The 21,094-nt window shown below is 39.0% G+C and carries 20 protein-coding genes; 12 read left to right on the forward strand and 8 right to left on the reverse strand.

Annotation, left to right across the window (positions count from 1 at the left end; genetic code table 11):
* Positions 1-180 precede the first annotated feature (180 nt).
* The 4 genes from H0184_RS08220 (at position 181) to H0184_RS08235 (ending at position 3,986) form a co-directional block, all read left to right on the forward strand.
* Positions 181-1,809, forward strand: coding sequence for a DUF6044 family protein (locus H0184_RS08220; RefSeq protein WP_260631499.1), 1,629 nt, complete (start codon positions 181-183; stop codon positions 1,807-1,809).
* Positions 1,810-1,828: 19 nt separating this feature from the next.
* Positions 1,829-2,842, forward strand: coding sequence for a glycosyltransferase family 2 protein (locus H0184_RS08225; protein ID WP_221823279.1), 1,014 nt, complete (start codon positions 1,829-1,831; stop codon positions 2,840-2,842).
* Positions 2,820-3,242: a GtrA family protein gene (locus H0184_RS08230; RefSeq protein ID WP_221823281.1), complete on the forward strand. Its 423-nt coding sequence runs from the start codon at positions 2,820-2,822 to the stop codon at positions 3,240-3,242. Before H0184_RS08225 ends, H0184_RS08230 begins: the two co-directional genes overlap by 23 nt.
* 117 nt (positions 3,243-3,359) lie before the next feature.
* Entirely contained in the window at positions 3,360-3,986 is a 627-nt protein-coding gene (locus H0184_RS08235) for a LysE family transporter (RefSeq protein ID WP_221823283.1), read from the forward strand.
* Positions 3,987-4,019: 33 nt separating this feature from the next.
* Here the strand turns inward: H0184_RS08235 and H0184_RS08240 are convergent, their stop codons facing one another.
* Positions 4,020-5,381, reverse strand: coding sequence for an amino acid permease (locus H0184_RS08240; RefSeq protein ID WP_221823285.1), 1,362 nt, complete (start codon positions 5,379-5,381; stop codon positions 4,020-4,022).
* Entirely contained in the window at positions 5,365-5,538 is a 174-nt protein-coding gene (locus tag H0184_RS08245; RefSeq protein WP_221823287.1) for a hypothetical protein, read from the reverse strand. The genes H0184_RS08240 and H0184_RS08245 overlap by 17 nt, the downstream gene beginning before the upstream one ends.
* 221 nt (positions 5,539-5,759) lie before the next feature.
* Between H0184_RS08245 and H0184_RS08250 the strand changes: the two genes are divergently transcribed.
* Complete coding sequence (locus H0184_RS08250) at positions 5,760-6,512, forward strand: TraR/DksA C4-type zinc finger protein (RefSeq protein WP_221823289.1); 753 nt, start codon at positions 5,760-5,762, stop codon at positions 6,510-6,512.
* Between the two features lie 42 nt (positions 6,513-6,554).
* On the opposite strand, the gene H0184_RS08255 is transcribed toward H0184_RS08250, so the two are convergent.
* Positions 6,555-6,773 (reverse strand): YozQ family protein, encoded by a 219-nt coding sequence (locus tag H0184_RS08255; RefSeq protein ID WP_221823291.1) that lies wholly within the window; start codon positions 6,771-6,773, stop codon positions 6,555-6,557.
* A 94-nt stretch (positions 6,774-6,867) separates the two neighbouring features.
* On the opposite strand from H0184_RS08255, the gene H0184_RS08260 reads away from it, so the two are divergent.
* From H0184_RS08260 to H0184_RS08290, 7 genes are all read left to right on the forward strand, one after another.
* A complete protein-coding gene (locus H0184_RS08260) occupies positions 6,868-7,008 on the forward strand; it encodes a hypothetical protein (RefSeq protein ID WP_221823293.1) in 141 nt (46 codons plus the stop codon).
* Positions 7,009-7,032: 24 nt separating this feature from the next.
* Positions 7,033-7,917: a cation diffusion facilitator family transporter gene (locus tag H0184_RS08265; protein ID WP_221823295.1), complete on the forward strand. Its 885-nt coding sequence runs from the start codon at positions 7,033-7,035 to the stop codon at positions 7,915-7,917.
* A 205-nt stretch (positions 7,918-8,122) separates the two neighbouring features.
* Entirely contained in the window at positions 8,123-9,061 is a 939-nt protein-coding gene (locus H0184_RS08270; RefSeq protein ID WP_221823297.1) for a magnesium transporter CorA family protein, read from the forward strand.
* A gap of 177 nt (positions 9,062-9,238) precedes the next feature.
* Complete coding sequence (locus tag H0184_RS08275) at positions 9,239-10,504, forward strand: S8 family peptidase (protein ID WP_221823299.1); 1,266 nt, start codon at positions 9,239-9,241, stop codon at positions 10,502-10,504.
* 147 nt (positions 10,505-10,651) lie between these two features.
* Positions 10,652-11,875, forward strand: coding sequence for a helix-turn-helix domain-containing protein (locus tag H0184_RS08280; protein ID WP_221823301.1), 1,224 nt, complete (start codon positions 10,652-10,654; stop codon positions 11,873-11,875).
* 11 nt (positions 11,876-11,886) lie between these two features.
* Positions 11,887-12,039 carry a hypothetical protein gene (locus tag H0184_RS08285; protein WP_221823302.1) on the forward strand — a complete coding sequence of 51 codons (153 nt, stop codon included), beginning with the start codon at positions 11,887-11,889 and terminating at the stop codon, positions 12,037-12,039.
* A 107-nt stretch (positions 12,040-12,146) separates the two neighbouring features.
* A complete protein-coding gene (locus H0184_RS08290) occupies positions 12,147-12,557 on the forward strand; it encodes a cytosolic protein (RefSeq protein WP_221823304.1) in 411 nt (136 codons plus the stop codon).
* A gap of 444 nt (positions 12,558-13,001) precedes the next feature.
* On the opposite strand, the gene H0184_RS08295 is transcribed toward H0184_RS08290, so the two are convergent.
* From H0184_RS08295 to H0184_RS08315, 5 genes are all read right to left on the reverse strand, one after another.
* Positions 13,002-13,565 (reverse strand): FAD-dependent oxidoreductase, encoded by a 564-nt coding sequence (locus H0184_RS08295; protein ID WP_221823306.1) that lies wholly within the window; start codon positions 13,563-13,565, stop codon positions 13,002-13,004.
* Between the two features lie 121 nt (positions 13,566-13,686).
* Complete coding sequence (locus tag H0184_RS08300; RefSeq protein ID WP_221823307.1) at positions 13,687-14,889, reverse strand: MFS transporter; 1,203 nt, start codon at positions 14,887-14,889, stop codon at positions 13,687-13,689.
* A gap of 14 nt (positions 14,890-14,903) precedes the next feature.
* Positions 14,904-15,314: a MarR family winged helix-turn-helix transcriptional regulator gene (locus H0184_RS08305; protein ID WP_221823309.1), complete on the reverse strand. Its 411-nt coding sequence runs from the start codon at positions 15,312-15,314 to the stop codon at positions 14,904-14,906.
* A 479-nt stretch (positions 15,315-15,793) separates the two neighbouring features.
* Entirely contained in the window at positions 15,794-19,243 is a 3,450-nt protein-coding gene (gene metH / locus H0184_RS08310) for a methionine synthase (protein ID WP_221823311.1), read from the reverse strand.
* On the reverse strand, positions 19,224-21,083 hold the full coding sequence (locus tag H0184_RS08315; RefSeq protein WP_221823313.1) for a bifunctional homocysteine S-methyltransferase/methylenetetrahydrofolate reductase: 1,860 nt from the start codon (positions 21,081-21,083) through the stop codon (positions 19,224-19,226). The genes metH and H0184_RS08315 overlap by 20 nt, the downstream gene beginning before the upstream one ends.
* Positions 21,084-21,094 lie beyond the last annotated feature (11 nt).

The raw sequence follows: 21,094 nt of genomic DNA on the forward strand, positions 1-21,094 counted from the left end.
TATGCACTTAAAAATATATTTAGTATTAAGAGGTAAATGAGAAGACAGCAGAAAAAAGGAATAATTTCCATTCAAAATGCAAAGTTTATTAAACGTAAAGTTAGGTTCTAGGACAAAGGTATGAGGTGTGAATGAGTGGTCACTGATACAAGAAAAAAGACAATATTAATCTTATTTGCCATGCTTATTCTAACAATATATCTTTCCCCGCTCTTTATTCTTCAAGAAAATGCTCATATTCGTGTACATGATAATTTGGATTCGAATTTAGCATGGTATAAAGTTCTGGCTAGAAGCGGTCAAATGTTTGGGGATCCCAATGCTGTGATACCCCAAATTATAAATGGTGTTCCTAGAAACGCATTTGGAACTGAATATAGTATCATAGTCTGGCTCTACGCACTGTTTCCGACTATGATAGCCTATGGCCTCAGTCAGGCGTTAACCAGGATAGCAGCTTTTATAGGGATGTATTTATTATTAAAAAAGCATCTTCTCCCTGGTGAAAGATGGACCTTTCTGCAGGTAATCACTTCTCTTGCCTTTGCTTTAACCCCCTTTTGGCCCTCAGGTATGCTTAGTACGTTAGGTATGCCGCTGGCACTCTGGGCTTTCCTTAATATCCGAAACGGGGAAGGAACGAAGAAGGATTATATCGTTTTAACGCTAATTCCTTTTTACGCTAGTATTGTGCTGGGCTTTTTCTTTTTTTTAAGTGCAATGGGCATCTTGTGGCTCGTGGATGTTTTTAGGGGCAAAGGCTGGAATCTTCGTTTTTTATTATCCATTGCCTATATGACTTTTATTTTCATGCTCGTTGAATATCGATTGATATACTCCTTTTTATTTTCTACAGAACCGAACAGCCGTGACGAGTATTTTCATGCTTCCTTACCCCTATGGAGAGTCATTCGTCTAACCCTGAAAAATTATGTTTTAGGGCATACCCATGTCATGACTGTACACGGTCTATTTATTTTACCTGTGACATTAATGGCTCTGTATTTTGTCTTTTCCAAAAAACTTTGGAAACAGGAAAAGCTTTTTGTCTTTTTATTTGTCTTAAATTTCTTGCTGTCACTCTGGTATGCTTTTTGGTTTTATAAAGGCTGGCTGCCCTTAACGAAAAGGTTTCATTTTATGGACACCTTTAATTTTGCCCGCTATCACTTTCTAAGGCCGATGGTCATCTATGCTGGATTTGCGCTGGCATTAAAAATCCTATCGCTTCAAGGACGCAGCTGGATGAAAACGGCAAAATGGTTCGCCATCCTGCAAATTCTTTTATTGTGTTTATTTAATGATGAAATTATCTATCAAAAAAAACCAACCGTAAAAGAGTTTTATGCGGAGGAATTATTTTCAGAGATTAAAGAGCACATTGGACAAGACCAAGAAGACTATCGAGTGGCTAGTATTGGGATTCATCCTGCCATTTCTCAGTATAATGGCTTTTACACACTGGACACTTATAATAACTTTTATCCATTAACCTATAAGCATAAATTTAGGGAAATAATAGAAATGGAATTAGCAAAAAATAAAACGATACGGAAGTATTTTGATCAATGGGGCGGCCGTTGTTATATCTTTACGGATCAGCTTGGAAAAAAATATATGATTAAGAAGGACTCGAAAAGGAAATTAAAAAACCTGCAATTAAATACCACTGTATTTAAAGAGATGGGTGGTCAGTATATTCTTTCCGCACTGCCCATTACGAACTCAGCGGAAAATCAACTAAAGCTTGATAAGGTATTTGAATCAAAAAGTTCTGCATGGAAAATCTATTTATACAAGACTTTGTAAACATCGGGGGTTATTACAGATGATGGAACCTGTCCTGACGATAGTGGTGCCTTGCTATAATGAAGAAGATGTTTTACCAGAAACCATTTTTCAGCTCGACCAGTTCGTAAAACAGTTGATAAGCGAACAGCTTATTTCAAAAACAACCAAGATTTTGTTTGTTGATGATGGGAGTAAGGATCGTACGTGGGAAATCATTTATAAGGCTGGATTAAAAAGTGAGCATGTCCGCGGCATAAAATTATCTAGAAATGTTGGTCATCAAAACGCATTGTTAGCAGGATTGTTTGCAGCAAAAGAGACTTCAGATTGTGTTGTTTCCATAGATGCTGATCTGCAGGATGATATTGAGGTCATTAGGGAATTTATTCATAAATTTAATGAAGGCAATGAGATTGTTTATGGTGTTCGAAAGCGCAGGGACAGTGACACGATTTTCAAAAGAAGTACAGCGCAGGGTTTTTATAAGCTCATGAAAAAATTGGGTGTTGACCTTGTTTATAATCATGCTGATTTCCGTTTAATGAGTAAACGCGCTTTAATGGAATTAGAGGGATTCAAGGAGGTAAATCTCTTTTTACGAGGGATTGTTCCGCTCCTGGGATTTCGTTCAGATATCGTTTACTATGACCGTAAAGAAAGACAGGCTGGTGAAACGAAATACCCATTAAAGAAAATGCTGGCGTTCGCCTTTGACGGTATTACTTCCTTCTCTGTTTCACCGATTCGGTTTGTATTATTTATTGGGTTTGTTTCCTTTTTTCTTAGCTTGTTGTTTGGATGTTACTTTTTAATGTTAAAAACATTAGGGGAAACTCAGACCGGCTGGACCTCACTGATTACGTCCATTTGGTTGATTGGCGGATTACAGCTGATCGCCATAGGCTTAATTGGGGAGTATGTTGGGAAAATTTATAAAGAATCAAAACAGCGGCCTAAGTTTATTATTGATATTGACACATACTCTCTGCCCATTCCAAGGCATCATTTAATTAGAAAAGGTGAGGAGAATGAGATTTATAAAACCAACTAATTCGTTCGTCCGCTTTCTTTTGGTTGGGTTCGTTAATACATGTGTCGGATTATGCATAATCTTTTTTTTACTAAATGCTGTTCATCTTTCTTATTGGGTTTCGACTTTTACTGGTAATGCAATAGGAGCATGTGTTAGCTTTTTTTTGAATCGTTCTTTTACCTTTAATAGTTCGGTATCTTTTCAACGTGGACTGCCAAAGTTTATGACCATTATCCTTATCTGTTATGTGGCCTCCTATTTTTTTAGTGAAAAGCTAGTAGTCTGGGTAAACGAAATCCAAATGGTAAGCACTTCGGTCGAACAAAATGGCGCTGTTCTTTTAGGGAGTGTCCTTTATACGATAAGTAATTATCTCGGTCAAAAGTATCTAGTGTTCAACACTGTAAAGACTGCTTAAGGGTTTTCTTTCTAAAAAGAAGACTCTTTTTTTATGAAAATTAAGTGGTACAAACCCTCCTTCCTGAATAGAAATTGATAGACAGGCTTCTATATTTCATTTCAGGGAGAGATTAGGATGAATGTATTTTTGAGTTATATTTTACTGGGATTGTCGCTCGCTGCTCCAATTGGTCCGATAAATGCAGCACAGATTGATAAGGGGATTAAATATGGATTTATGCATTCATGGCTAATTGGAGTGGGGGCTGTCGCAGCGGATGGAGTCTACATGATGGTCGTTTATTTTGGTGTTGTTCACTTCCTTGAAACTCCATTTATGAAAACCTTTCTTTGGTTATTCGGGTGTTTTATTTTAATTTATACGGGCATAGAAACCATGCTGTCGGCAAATAAGGTGAAAATAGGTGAAAACAGAAAGGATGAGCCTTTAATAAAATCCTTTTTATCTGGCTTTTTTATGTCTATATCCAATCCGTTAACGATTTTATTTTGGTTAGGAATATACGGCTCTGTTCTCGCCAAGACTGCTGCAACCTATGAAACAAGTCAGTTGATTATTTATAGCTCCGCCATCTTTATCGGATTACTGATTTGGGATTTCACAATGGCTGGGATTGCGAGTAATTTTCGAAAATACTTAACCTCTAAGCTGCTTGTAGGGATTTCGCTCCTATCAGGAGTGTCCTTGATCGGTTTTGGAATTTACTTTGGTGTCCAAGCCTTTAATGTCTTATTTGGATAATAGAAAAAAGCCAGCGAATGTAATCGCTGGCAATCAAGCAGTTGGCCATGGACTGAATACCTTGCCCTTTTTCTTTTTCTTTTTCCACTTGAAATTCATAAGTAACGTTATGCAGCCGATAATTCCAAGGAAACCCAGGCTGATAAAGAAACCTGGCCGGCTTGTGCTATGGAATAATGTTCCGCTGACTGCGATTAGAATGAACAGGATTCCTATGGAATATTTTATTTTATCCTTTGCTGTTACTTCTAATAGCTTCCAAGATGAAGTTAAAATAAAGATCCAGTTGTAAAGGAGCATGAGCCCCGCTGCTGTTGTAATGTACTCATAAACATGACCTGGCATTAATAGAGCAGAGACAATTGAAAGTGATATCCCCAATACTGTAATGAGCAAGGTAGGTATCGGAACCTTTAGTTTACCCTGTTTGCAAAATACTCCAGGTGCATCTCCTTCCTCTGAGAGTGTTACAAGGATGCTGGTAACGGCAAAAAGGGAAGCAACCATAGTTGAAAATCCAGCAATAATTAACGCTCCATTAAAAAGATGCGGAATAAATGTTAAATTGTAATTGTCCAGGGCATTAACGAATGGACTTTTCTCGCCATTAAACTGATTCCAAGGAACCATTAAGACAGCAAGACCAATGGAAAGCATGTAGATGACCATAAGAGTAAATAGCATGACTTTACCAGCCTTAGGGGCCTCCTTTGGGTCCTTTAACTGTGTTGCCATCAACCCTAAGATTTCAATTCCTCCAAATGCATAGAAGGCGAAGATAACCCCGGACCATAAACCAAGAAACCCGTGTGGAATTAAATCCTTTCTGCTATCTGGATATTGAAGGGGCCGATCTCCATCAATCACTCCGAATATCGCCAATAATGCAATAACGACGAACATTAATATTGCCGCTATTTTTAAAACGGCAAGGACATTTTCTAATTTATTTAAGATACTAACTCCGATTAAGACAACTACAAGCCCAAGGAGGGCATATGCACCAGCAAATAACCACAGTGGAACCTTTGGAAACCAAAATCGAGAAAATATGGAAAGTGCGGTCATTTGGCTCCCCATTATTAAAACCTCTGAAACCCAATAGACCCAGCCGCTGCTAAATCCTGCCCATCTGCCAAATGCCTTTTTCGCATAGGAACGAAACCCCCCTTTCAGAGGTTCTTGTGCAGTCATTTTTGCAAGAGCATCAAAGACTAAATACGTTCCAGCAGCTGCGAGGATAAATGCGATGAGAATAGCAGGTCCTGTCATTTTGATGGCGATGCTTGATCCGAGAAAGAAGCCAGTGCCAATCGTACACCCCACACCAAATAAGGAAAGCTGCCACCACTTCATATTTTTTTGTTCATTTTCTCCACTACTCGATTTGCCCATTTATTTTTCTCCCAGTTGCTCCTACTGATTTCTCCGTATTGTCCTGGTTATTATATTCAGGGTCATTCTTTCCACGCTGTTGATTGGAACCGCCTAAATATACACTTTGGTGGTCCTCTTGTTCTTTTCTAAACTTATTAAAATTTTCATTTACCATTTGAAGTCCCCTCTTTTCTTTCTGTATTCTTTCTATATGTTAATGTACACGCCTGTTAAAAACTTATTCAGCAGTTCTTCGAGAGTCAATTAGGTTTTTGTTGGAATCACTAAATAAATTACATAAACAACGACGAAAACATTGAAAATAAAAAGGTACTTGATAAAGATAAAATTAATTGGGCGATATAGATAAGCAATAAGCCTTGAAAGGGGTTTACTATGTTAACGACAGAACAGCTTGCTGGTTTTCGTTTACAGCTACTTAAGGAAAAAGAGGAAATAGAAGAGCGTCTTGAGCAAAATGATCATTATGGCCTGGAACGAGGTCATTTTCACGAATCGATGGGGGAATTATCAAGTTATGATAATCATCCTGCCGATGAGGGTTCAGAGCTATACGAACGTGAAAAGGATATTGCTTTAAATGAGCATACCGATTTACAGCTAAGAAATATAAATAAAGCATTGGAAGCAATGGAAAATGGTTCATATGGGAAATGTGAAGTATGTGGGAAAGAAATCTCTTATGAACGATTAGAGGCACTGCCCAATACAACCTATTGTAAAGAACATAGCCCAGATCAAGTGGTATCGCACGATCGGCCGATTGAAGAGGGCGTTTTAATGCCGCCTTTTGGAAAATTTGATATGGATTCAAAGGATGAAAATGTTGCCTTTGACGCAGAGGATTCGTGGCAGATTGTAGAACAATGGGGAACATCTGATACACCATCTGATTTAGCCTTCCCACAAGAACACTACAATGATGTTGGGATGGAACCGGATGAAAATGAGGGCTATGTTGAGGATTACGAAAATTTTGTAGGTAATGATATATATGGGAATAATATTACCGTTTACCCAAATCCACAACATGAACGTTATGAAGAGTCACTTGATGAAGAAGGAATAATGACGAGCTTTGGAGACTTACCAGCATATGAACATGATCCATATGTAGACGACAAGTAAAAAGGAAAACAGCTTTCGCTTGGAAAGCTGTTTTCTCTAATTTTATTCGTTTCTGTATGGCTTTTGGGCAATTGGGAGGTCCTTCGCGTTTAAATCATCATCAGTGGATGTATCTATTTCACCCTCCATATAGGCGTCACTTACCTGTTCATGTGTGGTTGATAGACCCGTAGACATCACATCATTTTTTTGATAATCACTTGTTTCGTAAGTACGGCCAGCGAGATCAGTACTGTTGTTAGTTGAATTCTTTTTATCCATGCTGCACACTCTCCTTTTAATTAAATTGGTACAACCGTATTTTCTACTTTTTATTAGAGGATTACTCATACAAAAAATCAAGGAGCTGATTCATGTGAACAAAGATAAATATCCATCAAGAGAAGAATTGGATGAAGCTTTTCATTTTCTCCATGACGCAATCAACAGAATATCTGTCGAAGAAGAAGCAGAAATGATGATGGAGGAAAATGAAACCAATCAGATGAAGAAATAGAAATTATTTGAGGTGGCAGGGAAAATGAGGGAATCCTTAGCTAAGAAAATTGCCTGGGTTAGTGTAATCAGTAATATCATCTTAACAATGGGGAAACTTTTCATCGGGTGGTATGGGAATAGTGACGCTGTTTTTGCAGATGGAATCCATTCTGCTGCTGATGTTTTTGCTTCTGTGATTGTTTTATTGGTTATTAAACTTGCTAATAAACCTGCAGATAAAGAACATCCCTATGGCCATGGAAAAGCAGAGGTTATTGTTTCCGGTATCGTTGGAATTTTACTATTCCTCGTTTCCATATATGTTGTTTATGAAGGAGTCGCTGGTTTCTTTCATGAAGTAGAAACACCAAGCTACTTAGCCATGTGGGTAGCGATTATTTCTTATGTGACAAAGATTATTTTGTACCGTTCATCATTAACGGTGGCACAGGAGCATAATAGTAAGGCAATTGAAGCCATTGCATTCGACCACAAAGCGGATATTGCGGCTTCAATTGCAGCGGCTGTCGGCGTCCTCCTTTCCATAGTGGGCGAACGCTTTGATATTTTCATTCTTCATTACGGAGATAAAGCAGCAAGTATATTTGTAGCCTACTTAATTTTTAAAATCTCAAAAGAAATGTTAACGGAAGCTTTTGATATCCTGCTCGAAAGAAACATTGACGCCGAGACACTTCAGGAATACATTAATGTAGTGAATGAATTCCAAGAGGTAAAAAGGATTGATCGAATTAGAGCGAGGGAACATGGTCACTATGTTTTAGTGGATCTTAGAATTTCAATTGACCATTATAAAACCATTAAAGAGGGACATGATCTGGCAAAATTAATTAAAGGCAGAATGATGGAGAAATATGACAATATCGAAGAGGTGCTCATTCACTTAAATCCTTATTTTCCCGAATAAATCTTGTTTGTGCTTTTTTATGTTTGGGTTTATGATTATGAAGTAATTAATTATAGAGGAGTTGATATTTTTGAGTTATGCAATAGACCCGGACCCGAGTAGGATGGGGGAAGTCAGTGTTATCTTTGAATTGGATTCTTCAGGAATATCAGCTCTAAAAAGGTAGTTTGGCTTCCTCAGAAAAAGTGAGTGAGGAGGTTTTATCATGTTGGAGATTTATAAAAGCACCGAGACAAAGATGCTAGAACAGGTTGATAAAGTTTCAAAGGGCTGCTGGATAAATATGTATGCCCCAACCGAAGAAGAAATTAACAGAGTGGCCAGCGAAACGAATATCTATGTTGATTTTATAAGAGACGCCCTTGATGACGAGGAACGTCCAAGAATTGAGCGTGAAGATGGGCAGGTTTATATCATTGTGGATTATCCTTATATTACACATGATGACGCAGGATTCCCTATCTATGAGACCATTCCAATTGGAATCGTGTTAACCGATGAATGTATTATCACGGTATCGTTAAAGGATACCCCCATCTTAGAAGTTTTTAAGAATAATAAAATAAAAGAGTTTTATACCTTTAAAAAAAATAGGTTTGCCCTTCAAATTCTGGCTATTATTACATCTTATTATCTTCGTTATCTAAAGCAGATTAATAAACGAACAAATGAAATCGAGCGGGAACTTCACCAATCGATGAAAAATAAAGAATTGTATGCGTTTCTTGCTTTAGAAAAGAGTCTTGTCTATTTCACCACTTCATTAAAATCAAATAAAGTCGTCTTAGATAAAATTCTTCGTTTTAGTTATATAAAAATGTACGAAGAAGATAAAGATTTATTAGAAGATGTAATGATTGAAAAGATTCAGGCAATTGAAATGGCTGAGACATACAGCTCAATTTTGAGCGGGATGATGGATGCTTTTGCTTCTATTATTTCTAATAACGTAAATATCGTTATGAAATTCTTAACATCCTTCACGATCATACTTTCGTTTCCAACGATTGTATTTAGTTTTTATGGAATGAATGTTGATTTGCCGCTGCAAAATAGTCCGCATGCCTTTTGGATATCCATATCCGTTGCATGTGTATTATCGACTTTAACTGCTTTGATTTTTTGGAAAAAGAAATATTTCTAAACTGCATACATGTGAAATGTTAGAGGCTCTGAAGTAAAACTTCAGGGCCTTTTTTAACGTGAATCGAAAAAATTTCCCAATCTTTCTAGGTAGATTTTCATTTCTTTATTCTGAAAATTCTAAATAAAATAGAGAAACAGGTCCAAGCCTGGAGTTGAAAAGTAGGGGAGAATGTGGATGAAAAAGAGAAAAGTAGTAGGAGCAACTGTACTTAGCATCGTAATGGGAGTATCTATGTTTGCAACAGGCGCATTCGGTCAGCAGCCCAATAGCCAGGACGAAACTTTCCGGGTTATCATACAAGGCCCATCCGCAGCTAAAGCACAGGCAAAGAAGAATGTGGGGGTTCGTTGGGACTTTGGGTCGGAAGGTTTCACTACAACTGTAAACAGCAAGCAATATCAAGCACTTTTGAAAAATAAAAACTTAAATATTGAGAGAGTGGAGGAAGTCCAGCTTACGCCAAGTAAAGAAGCTGCGGCTAAGCCAGGAGGTTCCACTAAATCGGGTCCAAGTGATCAAACACCATGGGGAATTCAAGCCATTTATAATGATGCTGCTATTCAATCAACATCCGGAGGAAATGGTATTAAGGTCGCAGTTCTTGATACAGGAGCCAATACCAGTCATGCTGATTTAACAGGCAGAATAGAGCAATGTAAGGATTTCACACAAAATAAATCACCGCTGATCAATGGCAGCTGTTCAGATGGAAATGGCCATGGTACGCATGTTGCGGGTACTGTACTAGCGGACGGCGGCAGTAATGGACAAGGAATATACGGTGTGGCGCCAGAAGCAGACTTATGGGCATACAAGGTATTAAATAACCGTGGATCTGGCTACTCAGATGATATTGCTTCTGCCATTCGTAATGCTGCTGATGAGGCAGTGAGAACGGGTTCAAAAGTAATTATTTCAATGTCGTTAGGGTCAAGCGGAAAAGACTCCTTAATATCAAGTGCTGTTGATTACGCCTATGGTAAAGGAGTACTAGTTATTGCGGCGGCTGGAAATGATGGACCAACAAGCAACACCATTGGCTATCCTGGCGCACTTGTTAATGCTGTAGCCGTAGCAGCTTTAGAAGATGTTCAGCAAAACGGTACCTATCGTGTCGCTGACTTTTCTTCACGGGGGAATCCAGCAACTGATGGAGATTATGTGATTCAAGAGCGTGATGTTGAGGTCTCTGCACCAGGCAGAGCCATTGAATCTACATGGCATGATGGTTCCTATAACACTATCAGCGGTACGTCAATGGCTACACCGCATGTATCAGGTCTAGCTGCTAAAATTTGGGCTGACAATCCATCCATGTCTCACACGCAGCTTCGTAAAGAACTGCAAGACCGTGCAAAGCTTTATGATATTAAAGGTGGAACAGGGGCTGCAACGGGCGATGATTATGCGTCGGGTTATGGTTTCCCGAGGGTAAGATAATAAGAAAAGCCATCTGCTTATTGCGAACAGATGGCTTTTCTATTCTAGTTGATAATATTTTAAATAGTCTGAACAAATAAGTGGAAGAGGCGATAGCATTGGTATAAAATAGGAAATAAGGAAGAGCTTCTAGAGGGTGGTTATGTTATGGAATTTGGGCCATTAATAAAATATTACAGAACCCAAAAAGGGATCACGCAAAAAGAACTTGCGGCTGGAATTTGCTCTATCCCTCATTTAAGTAAAATTGAAAACAACTCAAAAGATGCAAATGAAGAGACTATTTCCTTATTGCTGGCAAGGCTTGCGGTCAGCTTTGAAGAAATGGAGGAAAAAGAAGAGTTAATTAAAACCCTATTGAGAGACTTTGGTGAAAAAATTAACTTTTATTTACGAGACGAAATTGAAGAAATCTATCAAAAGTTAAAACAAATTGAACATGTCATTCCTTTCTCTGCTCATATGTATTCATACGAATTATATAAATATCGCTATCTATTATTCAAGGGATTACTATCAGAAGCTGAAGTACAGCGAGACATATTACATAAACAAAAGAAAAATTTTTCCCAACATGAGAAGTATTTATTTCGTTACTATAATGCTGTATTTTTAATATTGAAGGGACAGTATAGAAAAGCAGATGCCATCTTCGATGAACTATTTGTAGAAAACAACCATGAATCTGTAAATGGCGAATTTCTTTACCACTGGACATTTGTAAAAAGCTCACTTGATCAACCCGGTCATGCTATCCACTTTGGCAAACAGGCGCTGCAAATTTTTATGAACCAGCATAACTTCTATCGCATTCTTCATACATTAATGGTCCTGGGTATTAACTATTCTCGTTCTAGTATTTACGAGGAAGCTCAGGTCTGCTTTAACCATTTAATAAGGAATGCAGAACTGCTTAAAGAAGAAAAAATACTTCCGCAAATCTATCATAATATGGGCTACTTGCAGAATAGAATGAATAACGTAAAGGATGCATTACGGTATTATGAAAAAAGTCTTTCTTTACAGCCTATAAAAAATCAGCATTATTACGTCACTTTATATGCAATGGGCGAATTATATTACAATTTAGATTTAATAGAAAAGGCAAAGGAATGTTTCCAACATGTCAAATCTCTATCCAAGGAGATTGTTGGCGTGAAAAAACAAAGTCTTTTGTCTAGTTTTTACCTCACTCATATGGAATCTCCTGAAAAAGCAATGAAATTCCTAGAAGCAAAGGTTATTCCTTATTTGGAGAGTGCAAAAGAACATAAGGACGATTTAACTCGATATTACAAACTGCTTTCAGAGCATCACAATCAAAATGGAAGGTACTTTGAGGCAGTAAATTATCTATCTAAAATTACTTGAGGAGGAAGAAAATGAAAAAGTCAATTATACTTGTCGCGTTCTCTTTACTTGTTCTTTTATCACCTGCTGCAAAGGATGTAAGCAGTCCGTCTTCTTCAAATGAACTTGCTGCGAAGAGCATTAATTATCAACATGCTGACCCAATACACCCGCCGGTCGGATGATTAAAAAATCCTTTTAGACAATTTTACTGTCTAAAAGGATTTTTTTTTATTAAATTCAAAAATTAGGGAAAAGTAATTCATATGTGTTCAACAAGGAGGAAGATATTATGAAATCTTTTGTGGTTGGTTTTCACCAAGAAGACAATGTGGATTCTATGCAGATTCAAAAGCTAAGCCAAGAGGACTTTGAGAAAGCAACAGAAGGGGGCACAAGGCATCTCTTCGATTTAGACACGAATATTGGTTTTTTTGTCTTTTTTGACGCTGAGGACGCTGATGGTGATGTGTCATATATGGTGCTTCAATATGAGGATCCAACTGGTGAAGAAGGAAGTGAAGATCCTGTCGGCTGCTATTCCTTCCAGTTAAAGGACTTTTATGAGTTTACAGCCCTATATCTAAATGATCTTGAATTTAATGAAGAGGTAAGCGAAGAGGAAGAAGATTATGGACCGATACACCATCTAGCACACCTTCTATATCACGTTATTGAAGAAGGAAAGGATTTAGAGGTATAGTGTTAAGACTAGGACTCTAAAAGGGGCAAGGCTGTCGAGAAGGTCTCGACAGCTATTTTATAACGATTAGTTCTTAAGAAGGCGGATGAAGGACAAATCTGTCTGGTAGCGTGACCGATTAGTCCTTAAGAAGGCGGATGAAGGACAAATCTGTGAGGCAGAGCGGACGATTAGTCCTTAAGAAGGCGGATGAAGGACAAATCCGTCTGGCAGAGCGGACGATTAGTCCTTAAGAAGCCAGATGAAGGACAAATCTGTCAGTCAGAGCGAATGATTAGTCCTTAAGAAGCCAGATGAAGGACAAATCCGTCAGGCTGAGCGGACAATTTGTCCTCAAATAGCAACTAGAATATTTAAGAGTAAACTCTAAGAAAATAAAAAAATGCCGAGAAATATCCTTTCTCGACATTCTGCCCCCCTAAAAAGGGGCTTTGTTATTTAAGGTTATGCTTTTAATACGTCATGGTCAACATAACGCTCGCCGTTCAATTCGCTAACCACATTGATTGCGACTCTCGCTCCGTCACCAGCTGTAACAATGGTATGTACGCTTACACCAGCAACCGTACCAGCTGCCCAAATGCCATCGATATTTGTTTTACCTTGAGAATCTACATCAAGGATCGTTTTTACGCGGGGCTCCGTACCTGGCTTAGTAGTTAGACCTGCTTTTTCAGCTACGTCTACTAGGAAACCTGTAGCAACAATGACATGCTTTGCTTCATAGTCACCGTTTTCAGTTTCCACCTTAAAGCCTTCTCCTGCTTTGCTTATATTTGTAACAGTAGCTTGGACGATTTCTCCGCCAAATTTAGTTACCTGCTGCTTACCGATTTCAACAAGATCCGGACCAGAGATTTCCAGCACACCATAATGGTTCTCAACCCAGGCACGCTTTGTAACGGTCTTATCATTATCAAGCACCAACGTTTTCTTTCCTGCTTTAGCAGTCAATAAGGCTGCACTTGCTCCTGCTGGGCCAGCACCAATTACAACAACATCCAACATGTAAAAACCTCCATTCAAAAATAAATATACAAAAAAAGTGTAACCCAAAGAATCAGAAAAGTAAAAATCACTGCTCAGAATATAAAAAAGAACCATCAAAACAAATGATGGTTCAAGTCTATTATTGCTCTTTTACTTTTAAGTATTGCTGGCGTTTCACTTCTGGTTTTCTAACTTGCAGGAAGTAGTATAGAACTGCTCCAACAAGAACGTAGAAGGCACATAGGAAGTATAAGGAACTAAAATCCATTTTTGCAGCAAGTAATCCCACCAAGAATGAGCCTAATGCGATACCAATATCATAGATTGATAGAAAAGTAGCAGTAGCTAGACCTCGTTTTCTAGGTGCTGCATTTTGAATGGCGATCGTTTGAAAGGTTGGGAATACCGTCCCCCATCCTAATCCAATCATTCCGGCTGAAACGAGGAAAGTTATCGCTCCTCCGCTTTGACTTAATACGAACATTCCAGCTGCAAACAAGATGATGGAAGGAAAAACAATTACATTAGGGCCATATTGATCCAGCCATTTGCCCGTAAATGGTCTCGACATTAATAAGATAATTGCATATACCACAAAGAAAAGACTTGATACTTCGGCAAGGTTTATTTCATTGGCATAAACCGAAACGAAGGAAAGCAATGCAGAATAAACAATAGCTAAGAAGCTGCCCACAATGGCAATCGATACAGCTGATGGTTCAATAAAATTTTTAAAAGAAAATGCAGGAAGGACTACTTGGCGGTCATGTTGCTCAGGCTTCTTTAATTTAACTGTTAGACCGGTGATAAGTGCCCCGATGGCAACAATGACTGTTAGGATGAACATAATGTTTGCACCCCATTGCTGAATCGCTGTCAGCCCGACAAACGGGCCTAAAACCATTGCCATGTTTGTTGACATAACAAAGTATCCCATTCCTTCGCCTCTTCGAGAGCTCGGAATAAGATCTGCAACAATGGCCCCTACTGCGGTAGTCGCCATTCCAAAGCCTACTCCGTGTAATAGTCGAATGACTAGGAAGCCTGTTACCGATTGGGGGATAAAGTATAAAAGGGAAGCAGCTGCAAAAATAATAAGTGCAGTTAATAGCACCTTTTTATTGCTTCCTCGTTCAAGCCATAGCCCGGCAAGCGGACGTGATATGATGGCAGAAAGTAAGAATACGGTCGTCATTAATCCTGCCTGAGAAGCATTACTGTCAAATTCCTGTAAAGCATAAATAGGCAGAGTTACAAGCAGGATATAAAACGTTAAGAATAGAAAAAAGTTACTAAAGGAAATATTAATAAAATCCTTCGTCCATAATTTAGGTTTGTTCATTCTATGCACTCCTTTTACAATAGCTGTTTTAACCAAACACTTTGCAAGTTAGTTAATTCAAGTTGTGAGGATTCTGGAAAATTCTTTAATAATGTCTGGTTGCACTGGGTAACAGCATGTTCCCACTTTGGAAATTCCTTGACTGCTTCCTCCGTTAATTGAATATACTTCTCACGTTTGTCTTTTCCTGGTATTTGTTTAACATACCCTTGTTTTACAAGCCGTTGAATGGTACGAGTCATCGGAGGAGCCTCGACAAATAGATATTCAGAGAGTTCTTTTTGAGTTAGTGAGCCTTTGGTATGTAAAACAAAAAGGACTGACCATTGTGCACTATATAAACCAAATGGTTTTAAAGCATCATTAAGTCTATTGGTCAATTGGCGGGAAAGTTGATGAAGAGTATGAAATAATTCGTGGGTCAAATAGGTTCACTCCAAATATTAATATATGCACATTAGTTACCTGGGTAATTAAAATACTTACCTGGGTAACTATAGCGGTTTTAGAGGGAAATGTCAAGGCATGGAGCACGATTTACGGGGCTGGCGTGATTCCAGTCAGTACACTTTGGGATTAGATTAATAAAAGGCCAGTAATTATTCATTGTTGATTTCCGTGTAGGGTTGAGAATTAATAGGCGGAAAATTTCCGGCTATTGTTTATAAAGGAACCTTTTGAAGCAGTATAGGCGGAGATATTCCGCTTAACTGCTTTAAATAAGACAAATTACAAGGATTTAGATACAATAAGCGGAAGATCTCCGCCTATTTCTAAGGAAATAATGATATTTCCCAATATAAACGGAAATTCTCCGCTTATTTTCCAAACACAGTGAATTCAACATTCAGTTTTAACAGTACCAAATAAAAAAATCCGCAGAATTTTAATCTGCGGACTTCAGTTATCTTAATACATTAAAGTATCTTGCTTCTGGATGGGCAAATACCATGGCTGATACGGAGGCTTCTGGCTCCATCATGCAGCCTTCTGTTAGTTCAATTCCGATTTCTTCTGGATGAAGTAATCCGAATAGCTTTTTCTGATCCTCTAAGTCTGGACATGCAGGGTATCCAAAGGAGAAGCGCTGTCCTTGATATTTAGCTGCAAATCGATCTTGCATCGTGAATGTCAGCGGATCCGGGAATCCCCAGCGATCGCGCATTTGACGATGGATTAATTCTGCAAAGCCTTCAGCTGATTCGAGTGCTAAAGCTTGCAGGGCATGACTCTCAAGGAAACGTCCTTCTGCTTTTAACTGGTCAGCCTTTTCACGTATTCCTCTGCCTGCGGTTACGGTAAAGAAACCTACATAATCCTTTTCACCGCTGTCAACTGATTTAATAAAATCAGCCAAGCATAAATGCGGTGCAGAATCCTGACGTGGGAAATCAAATGTCTCAATGATAGTATTAGGGTCTTGTGGATCGTAAATGAAAATTTTATTTCCGTCTGACTGTGCCGGGAAGAATTGATAGACGGCAGCAGGTAAAATCCAATTTTCCTGTTTCGCATCTGCTAATAAGCCATCAACAACCTCTTTAACCTTTACAGCTTTTTCATTTCCTTCAGATATCAATTTAGCAACTTTTCCTTTTACCCCAAGGTGGTGGCCGATTAACATTTGCATATTGATATACGGCTCAATATGGGAAAGGGAATAGGTTTTTAAAATGTGCTTCTTTGTATCCATCGGTGTGAAAACCGGTACCTCCGTTGAAACGGATGGTCTAACCCTAACAGCTGTCGATACGGCTGATCGAATTGGTAAATCGCGTGGAATCTCAATAGCAGCTAGTTTTTCATTTTTTTCGGCAACTAGTTTTTCGTACTCCTCAGGAGATTGAATCTGGTTGGCAAGTGAGAGACCTGTCATGGCGTCCTTCGCATAAAGAACAAGTCCATCATACTCTTTTGCAATCTTGGTATCGGTGAACTTTCTAGAAAGTGCAGCACCGCCTACCATAATCGGAGTTGAGATTCCTGCTTCTTTCATATCCTGCGCCGTTAACACCATTTGCTGTGCAGATTTCACCAGCAATCCGGATAAACCAACGATGTCTGGTTTTTCTTTTTGAATGACTTGAACCAATTCAGTTGGTGTTACTTTAATTCCTAAATCATGAACATCATAACCGTTATTGCTAAGAATAATGTCTACTAGGTTTTTTCCAATATCATGTACATCACCTTTAACTGTTGCTAAGACAACCTTCCCTTTGGAAGCAGAAACATCACCTTTTTCCATATAAGGTTCTAGATAAGAGACGGCAGCCTTCATGACTTCTGCGCTTTGGAGAACCTCGGCAACAATAAGCTGATTGTCATTGAACAGTCGGCCTACTTCTTTCATGCCTTCCATTAATGGTCCATTAATTATATCAAGCGGAGCAGGATACTCTTCAAGTGCTAACGCCAAATCCGGCAAGAGACCTTCCTTAGTGCCTTCGACCACGTAGTATGAGAGTCGTTCTGGCAAACTCATATTTGGTACAGTACTCTTTGTCTCTTTCTTCTTACCTCGATAAAACTCAGTAAAGGTAGCTAATGTTTCATCTGTCGTATTAAATAAAAGTGCCTCTGCTAACTCAACTTCCTCCTTTGAGATAGAAGCGAACCGCTCTAGTTTTTCAGTATTTACTATCGCATAATCGAGACCAGCTAATGTACAGTGATATAAAAAGACGGAGTTTAAAATTTCCCTGCCGACAGGCGGAAGACCGAAAGAAACATTGCTGATACCAAGAATGGTTTGAACCTTAGGAAGATGTTCTTTGATTAACTTAATACCTTCCACCGTTGCTTTTGCAGAACCAATATATTGTTCATCACCCGTCCCTACGGGGAAAACAAGCGGGTCAAAAATAAGGTCTTGGGACTTCAAACCATATTTATTGACTAAGATGTCATGAGATCGTTTGGCAATTTCCAATTTCTTTTCAGCTGTAACGCCCATCCCTTTTTCATCAATCGTCCCTACAACAACAGCTGCACCATACTTATGAATGAGTGGAACAACTGCTTCAAATCTCTCTTCACCATCTTCAAGGTTGATCGAATTAATAATCGCTTTTCCCTGAGAGTATTTGAGTGCTTTTTCAATTACTTTTTCATCCGTTGAATCGATAACAAGCGGAGCTTTTATCTTTTTCACCACTTCAGGAATGAAATTCTCCATATCGCTTAATTCATCACGATCAGGGTCGGCTAGACAGATATCAATAACATGCGCGCCGCCTTTTACCTGGGCACGTGCAATCTCTGCTGCTTCTTCAATTTTACCTTCGTTAATGAGGCGTTTGAATTTACGAGAACCAATTACGTTTGTGCGTTCTCCGACCATAATCGGACGCAGTGTCGGATCATCGTAAACAAATGGTTCAATACCTGAAACCATATGGAAATCAGAAGGCTGTGCCTCGCGTGGTGAGTACTTCTTCATTTCGTCTGAAATGGCTCGAATATGATCCGGCGTTGTACCACAGCAGCCCCCAACAATGTTTAACCATCCATGGGCAGCAAAATCAGCAAGCTTCTTGGCCAATATTTCAGGTGTTTCATGATAATGTCCTTCTTCATCTGGAAGACCTGCATTTGGATAACAGATAATCGGTGTTGAAGCAAGATTAGAAAGCGAGCGGATATGATCCTGCATAAATTCCGGGCCAGTCGCACAATTTAGCCCTACTGCTATCGGGTTCATATGCTCTAATGAAATGTAAAAGGATTCTATAGATTGTCCCGCAAGTGTTGTACCCATCGGTTCAATGGTTCCAGATACAATTAAAGGAAGAACTTTACCTGTTTTGCTAAATGCATTTTTTATCCCAATAAAGCCAGCCTTAACATTCAGCATATCCTGACTTGTTTCAAGAAGGAGAAGGTCGACACCGCCGTCAATTAACCCAATCGCTTGTTCTTCATAAGCAAGAGCCAGTGCTTCAAAAGTGGTTCCACCGGTAACACTCAAGGTCTTGGTAGTCGGACCCATTGATCCTGCAACATAGCGCGGCCACTCTGCTGTTGAAATTTTATCTGCTTCCTTTTTGGCAATTTGACCAGCTATTTTATTTAATTCATACGCTTTAAAGCCTAAATCGTAGTCGTCAAGAACAATGCTTGTGGCCCCAAAGGTATTGGTTTCAATGATATCTGCACCAGCCTCTAAGTATTCACGATGAATCTTCGCGATTGTCTCAGGGGCTGTTACATTTAAGTACTCGTTACAGCCCTCATATTGCTCGCCGCCAAAGTCCTCAGCCGATAAATCTGCTTGCTGAATCATCGTACCCATGGCACCGTCCATCACTAGAATTCGTTTCTGCAGTTGTTCACTAAATAGAGCTTTCGACATAGCTGTTCCCCCTAATTTGACTAGCACGCTTTTTTGCATATACAGCCAATTCTGTTGTTAGCTCGTATCGTAAGAATGGTGTGATTAAATAAATTCCATTAAAAAGGTCAAGTGCTGTGTCAATTAATGATTTTGTAATTTCAATTCCTTCACGTGCAGCTTGAAGAGGTTGATCATTCAACGCTGACATCCGGTCACGAATGGATTGAGCAATTTTAATTCCTGGAACTTCATTATGGAGAAATTCAGCATTTCTGCTGCCTGTTAAAGGCATTAACCCAATATAAATAGGGGCTTTTAGATGTTTGGTATGTTCATAGACTTCAAGTAATTTTTCCTCCGAAAAAACGGGCTGTGAAATGAAATAATCTGCTCCAAATTCAATCTTTTTCTCAAGGCGTTTAACCGCTTTTTCAACTGAGCGGACATTGGGATTAAAGGCACCAGCAATACTAAAAGCCGTTTTTTGGCCAAGGTCTTTGCCGGAAAAGGATAAGCCTTCGTTTAACTGCTTAATCATTTGTATGAGTTCAAAGGAAGAGACATCGTATACAGATGATGCACCAGGGAAGTCTCCGACTCTTGCTGGGTCACCGGTAATCGCCAGAACATCGTGCATACCAAGCGTATGAAGCCCCATTAGATGAGATTGCAAACCAATAATATTGCGGTCGCGGCAGGCAATATGGATAAGCGGCCGCATACCTAATTCTTGTTTAACAAGATAACCTAAAGATTCATTAGAAATCCGCACCTGAGCTAAAGAGTTATCTGCCATCGTAATCGCGTCGATTCCTGCTTCTTTTAACGCCTTTGCGCCTTCAAAAAACTTGCTTGTATCAAGCTTTCTAGGAGTATCTAATTCTACGATTATTGAAGTTCTCTCTTTCACTAATTCTTCTAGTGGTTGAAAGTCGCGTTTGGCTGCACTGGATTCAACAATGATTTTCTTATCTTTTATTTGTACAACCTTTTCTGTGATCGGTTTCGCATTTTTTAATTCGGATGCAAATGCCGAGATATGTTCAGGTGTTGTACCGCAGCAGCCCCCAAGTAAACGAACACCTTGGTTCCGGAAGGACTGTGCAGATTTGCGGAAATAATCCGCATCTCCTTCATAATGGAATTTACCGTCTGTATAGGTTGGTAAACTTGCATTTGGGTAGGCTGACAAAAATGCCTGTGATGGGAGTTCAATCTCCTCAAGTGTTTCAAGCATATGATGCGGTCCAAGACGACAATTTAAGCCAACTACATTTGCACCGAGACTTTCTAGACGTTTCAGGGCTTCATTAATAGGTGTGCGGTCCTGGAGAATTCCCCGCTCCTGAAGAGAAACCTGCGCAATAATTGGAACCTTAGTTTCTTTCCTTGCAATAGTAAGGACCGTTTCCAGCTCCTCAAGGTCATAAAAGGTCTCAAATAATAACCCATCTACCCCTTCTAGCAGTAAACAATATAATTGTTCCCGGAAGCTTCGCTTTATTTCTTCTATAGAAATTGTATTGCTTTTTATTCCGCGATTGCCGCCAATCGTTCCTAAAACATAAGCATTTTTCTGGGCGGCTTTTTTGGCATTTTGGACAGCGGCAGCATTAATTTCTTTAACTGAATCCTCAAGGCCATATCTTTGTAATTTTAAGTAATTAGCCGCATAGGTGTTGGTTTGAATAACATCAGCACCTGCATCAATATAGGCTTTATGAATTTCCTGGATTTTTTCTGGATGTGAAAGATTTAGTTCTTCAAAGCAACTATCAGTTCCAAAAGAATAGAGGAGGGTGCCCATGGCTCCATCAGCAATTAAAATCTGCTTTTCTAATTTTTCTAATAGACTCATATTATCACCCT

The organism is Neobacillus niacini, from assembly GCF_019749295.1.
GTDB classification, from domain to species: Bacteria; Bacillota; Bacilli; order Bacillales; family Cytobacillaceae; genus Neobacillus; species Neobacillus niacini_D.

Coding starts and splice junctions, on each gene's coding strand:
- metH (WP_221823311.1), bottom strand. CDS start 19,243: ATGTCGAAAGCTCTATTTAGTGAACAACTGCAGAAACGAATTCTAGTG.
- H0184_RS08225 (WP_221823279.1), top strand. CDS start 1,829: ATGATGGAACCTGTCCTGACGATAGTGGTGCCTTGCTATAATGAAGAA.
- H0184_RS08235 (WP_221823283.1), top strand. CDS start 3,360: ATGAATGTATTTTTGAGTTATATTTTACTGGGATTGTCGCTCGCTGCT.
- H0184_RS08230 (WP_221823281.1), top strand. CDS start 2,820: ATGAGATTTATAAAACCAACTAATTCGTTCGTCCGCTTTCTTTTGGTT.
- H0184_RS08220 (WP_260631499.1), top strand. CDS start 181: ATGCTTATTCTAACAATATATCTTTCCCCGCTCTTTATTCTTCAAGAA.
- H0184_RS08270 (WP_221823297.1), top strand. CDS start 8,123: ATGTTGGAGATTTATAAAAGCACCGAGACAAAGATGCTAGAACAGGTT.
- H0184_RS08300 (WP_221823307.1), bottom strand. CDS start 14,889: ATGAACAAACCTAAATTATGGACGAAGGATTTTATTAATATTTCCTTT.
- H0184_RS08245 (WP_221823287.1), bottom strand. CDS start 5,538: ATGGTAAATGAAAATTTTAATAAGTTTAGAAAAGAACAAGAGGACCAC.
- H0184_RS08290 (WP_221823304.1), top strand. CDS start 12,147: ATGAAATCTTTTGTGGTTGGTTTTCACCAAGAAGACAATGTGGATTCT.
- H0184_RS08250 (WP_221823289.1), top strand. CDS start 5,760: ATGTTAACGACAGAACAGCTTGCTGGTTTTCGTTTACAGCTACTTAAG.
- H0184_RS08280 (WP_221823301.1), top strand. CDS start 10,652: ATGGAATTTGGGCCATTAATAAAATATTACAGAACCCAAAAAGGGATC.
- H0184_RS08265 (WP_221823295.1), top strand. CDS start 7,033: ATGAGGGAATCCTTAGCTAAGAAAATTGCCTGGGTTAGTGTAATCAGT.
- H0184_RS08275 (WP_221823299.1), top strand. CDS start 9,239: ATGAAAAAGAGAAAAGTAGTAGGAGCAACTGTACTTAGCATCGTAATG.
- H0184_RS08255 (WP_221823291.1), bottom strand. CDS start 6,773: ATGGATAAAAAGAATTCAACTAACAACAGTACTGATCTCGCTGGCCGT.
- H0184_RS08240 (WP_221823285.1), bottom strand. CDS start 5,381: ATGGGCAAATCGAGTAGTGGAGAAAATGAACAAAAAAATATGAAGTGG.
- H0184_RS08295 (WP_221823306.1), bottom strand. CDS start 13,565: ATGTTGGATGTTGTTGTAATTGGTGCTGGCCCAGCAGGAGCAAGTGCA.
- H0184_RS08285 (WP_221823302.1), top strand. CDS start 11,887: ATGAAAAAGTCAATTATACTTGTCGCGTTCTCTTTACTTGTTCTTTTA.
- H0184_RS08315 (WP_221823313.1), bottom strand. CDS start 21,083: ATGAGTCTATTAGAAAAATTAGAAAAGCAGATTTTAATTGCTGATGGA.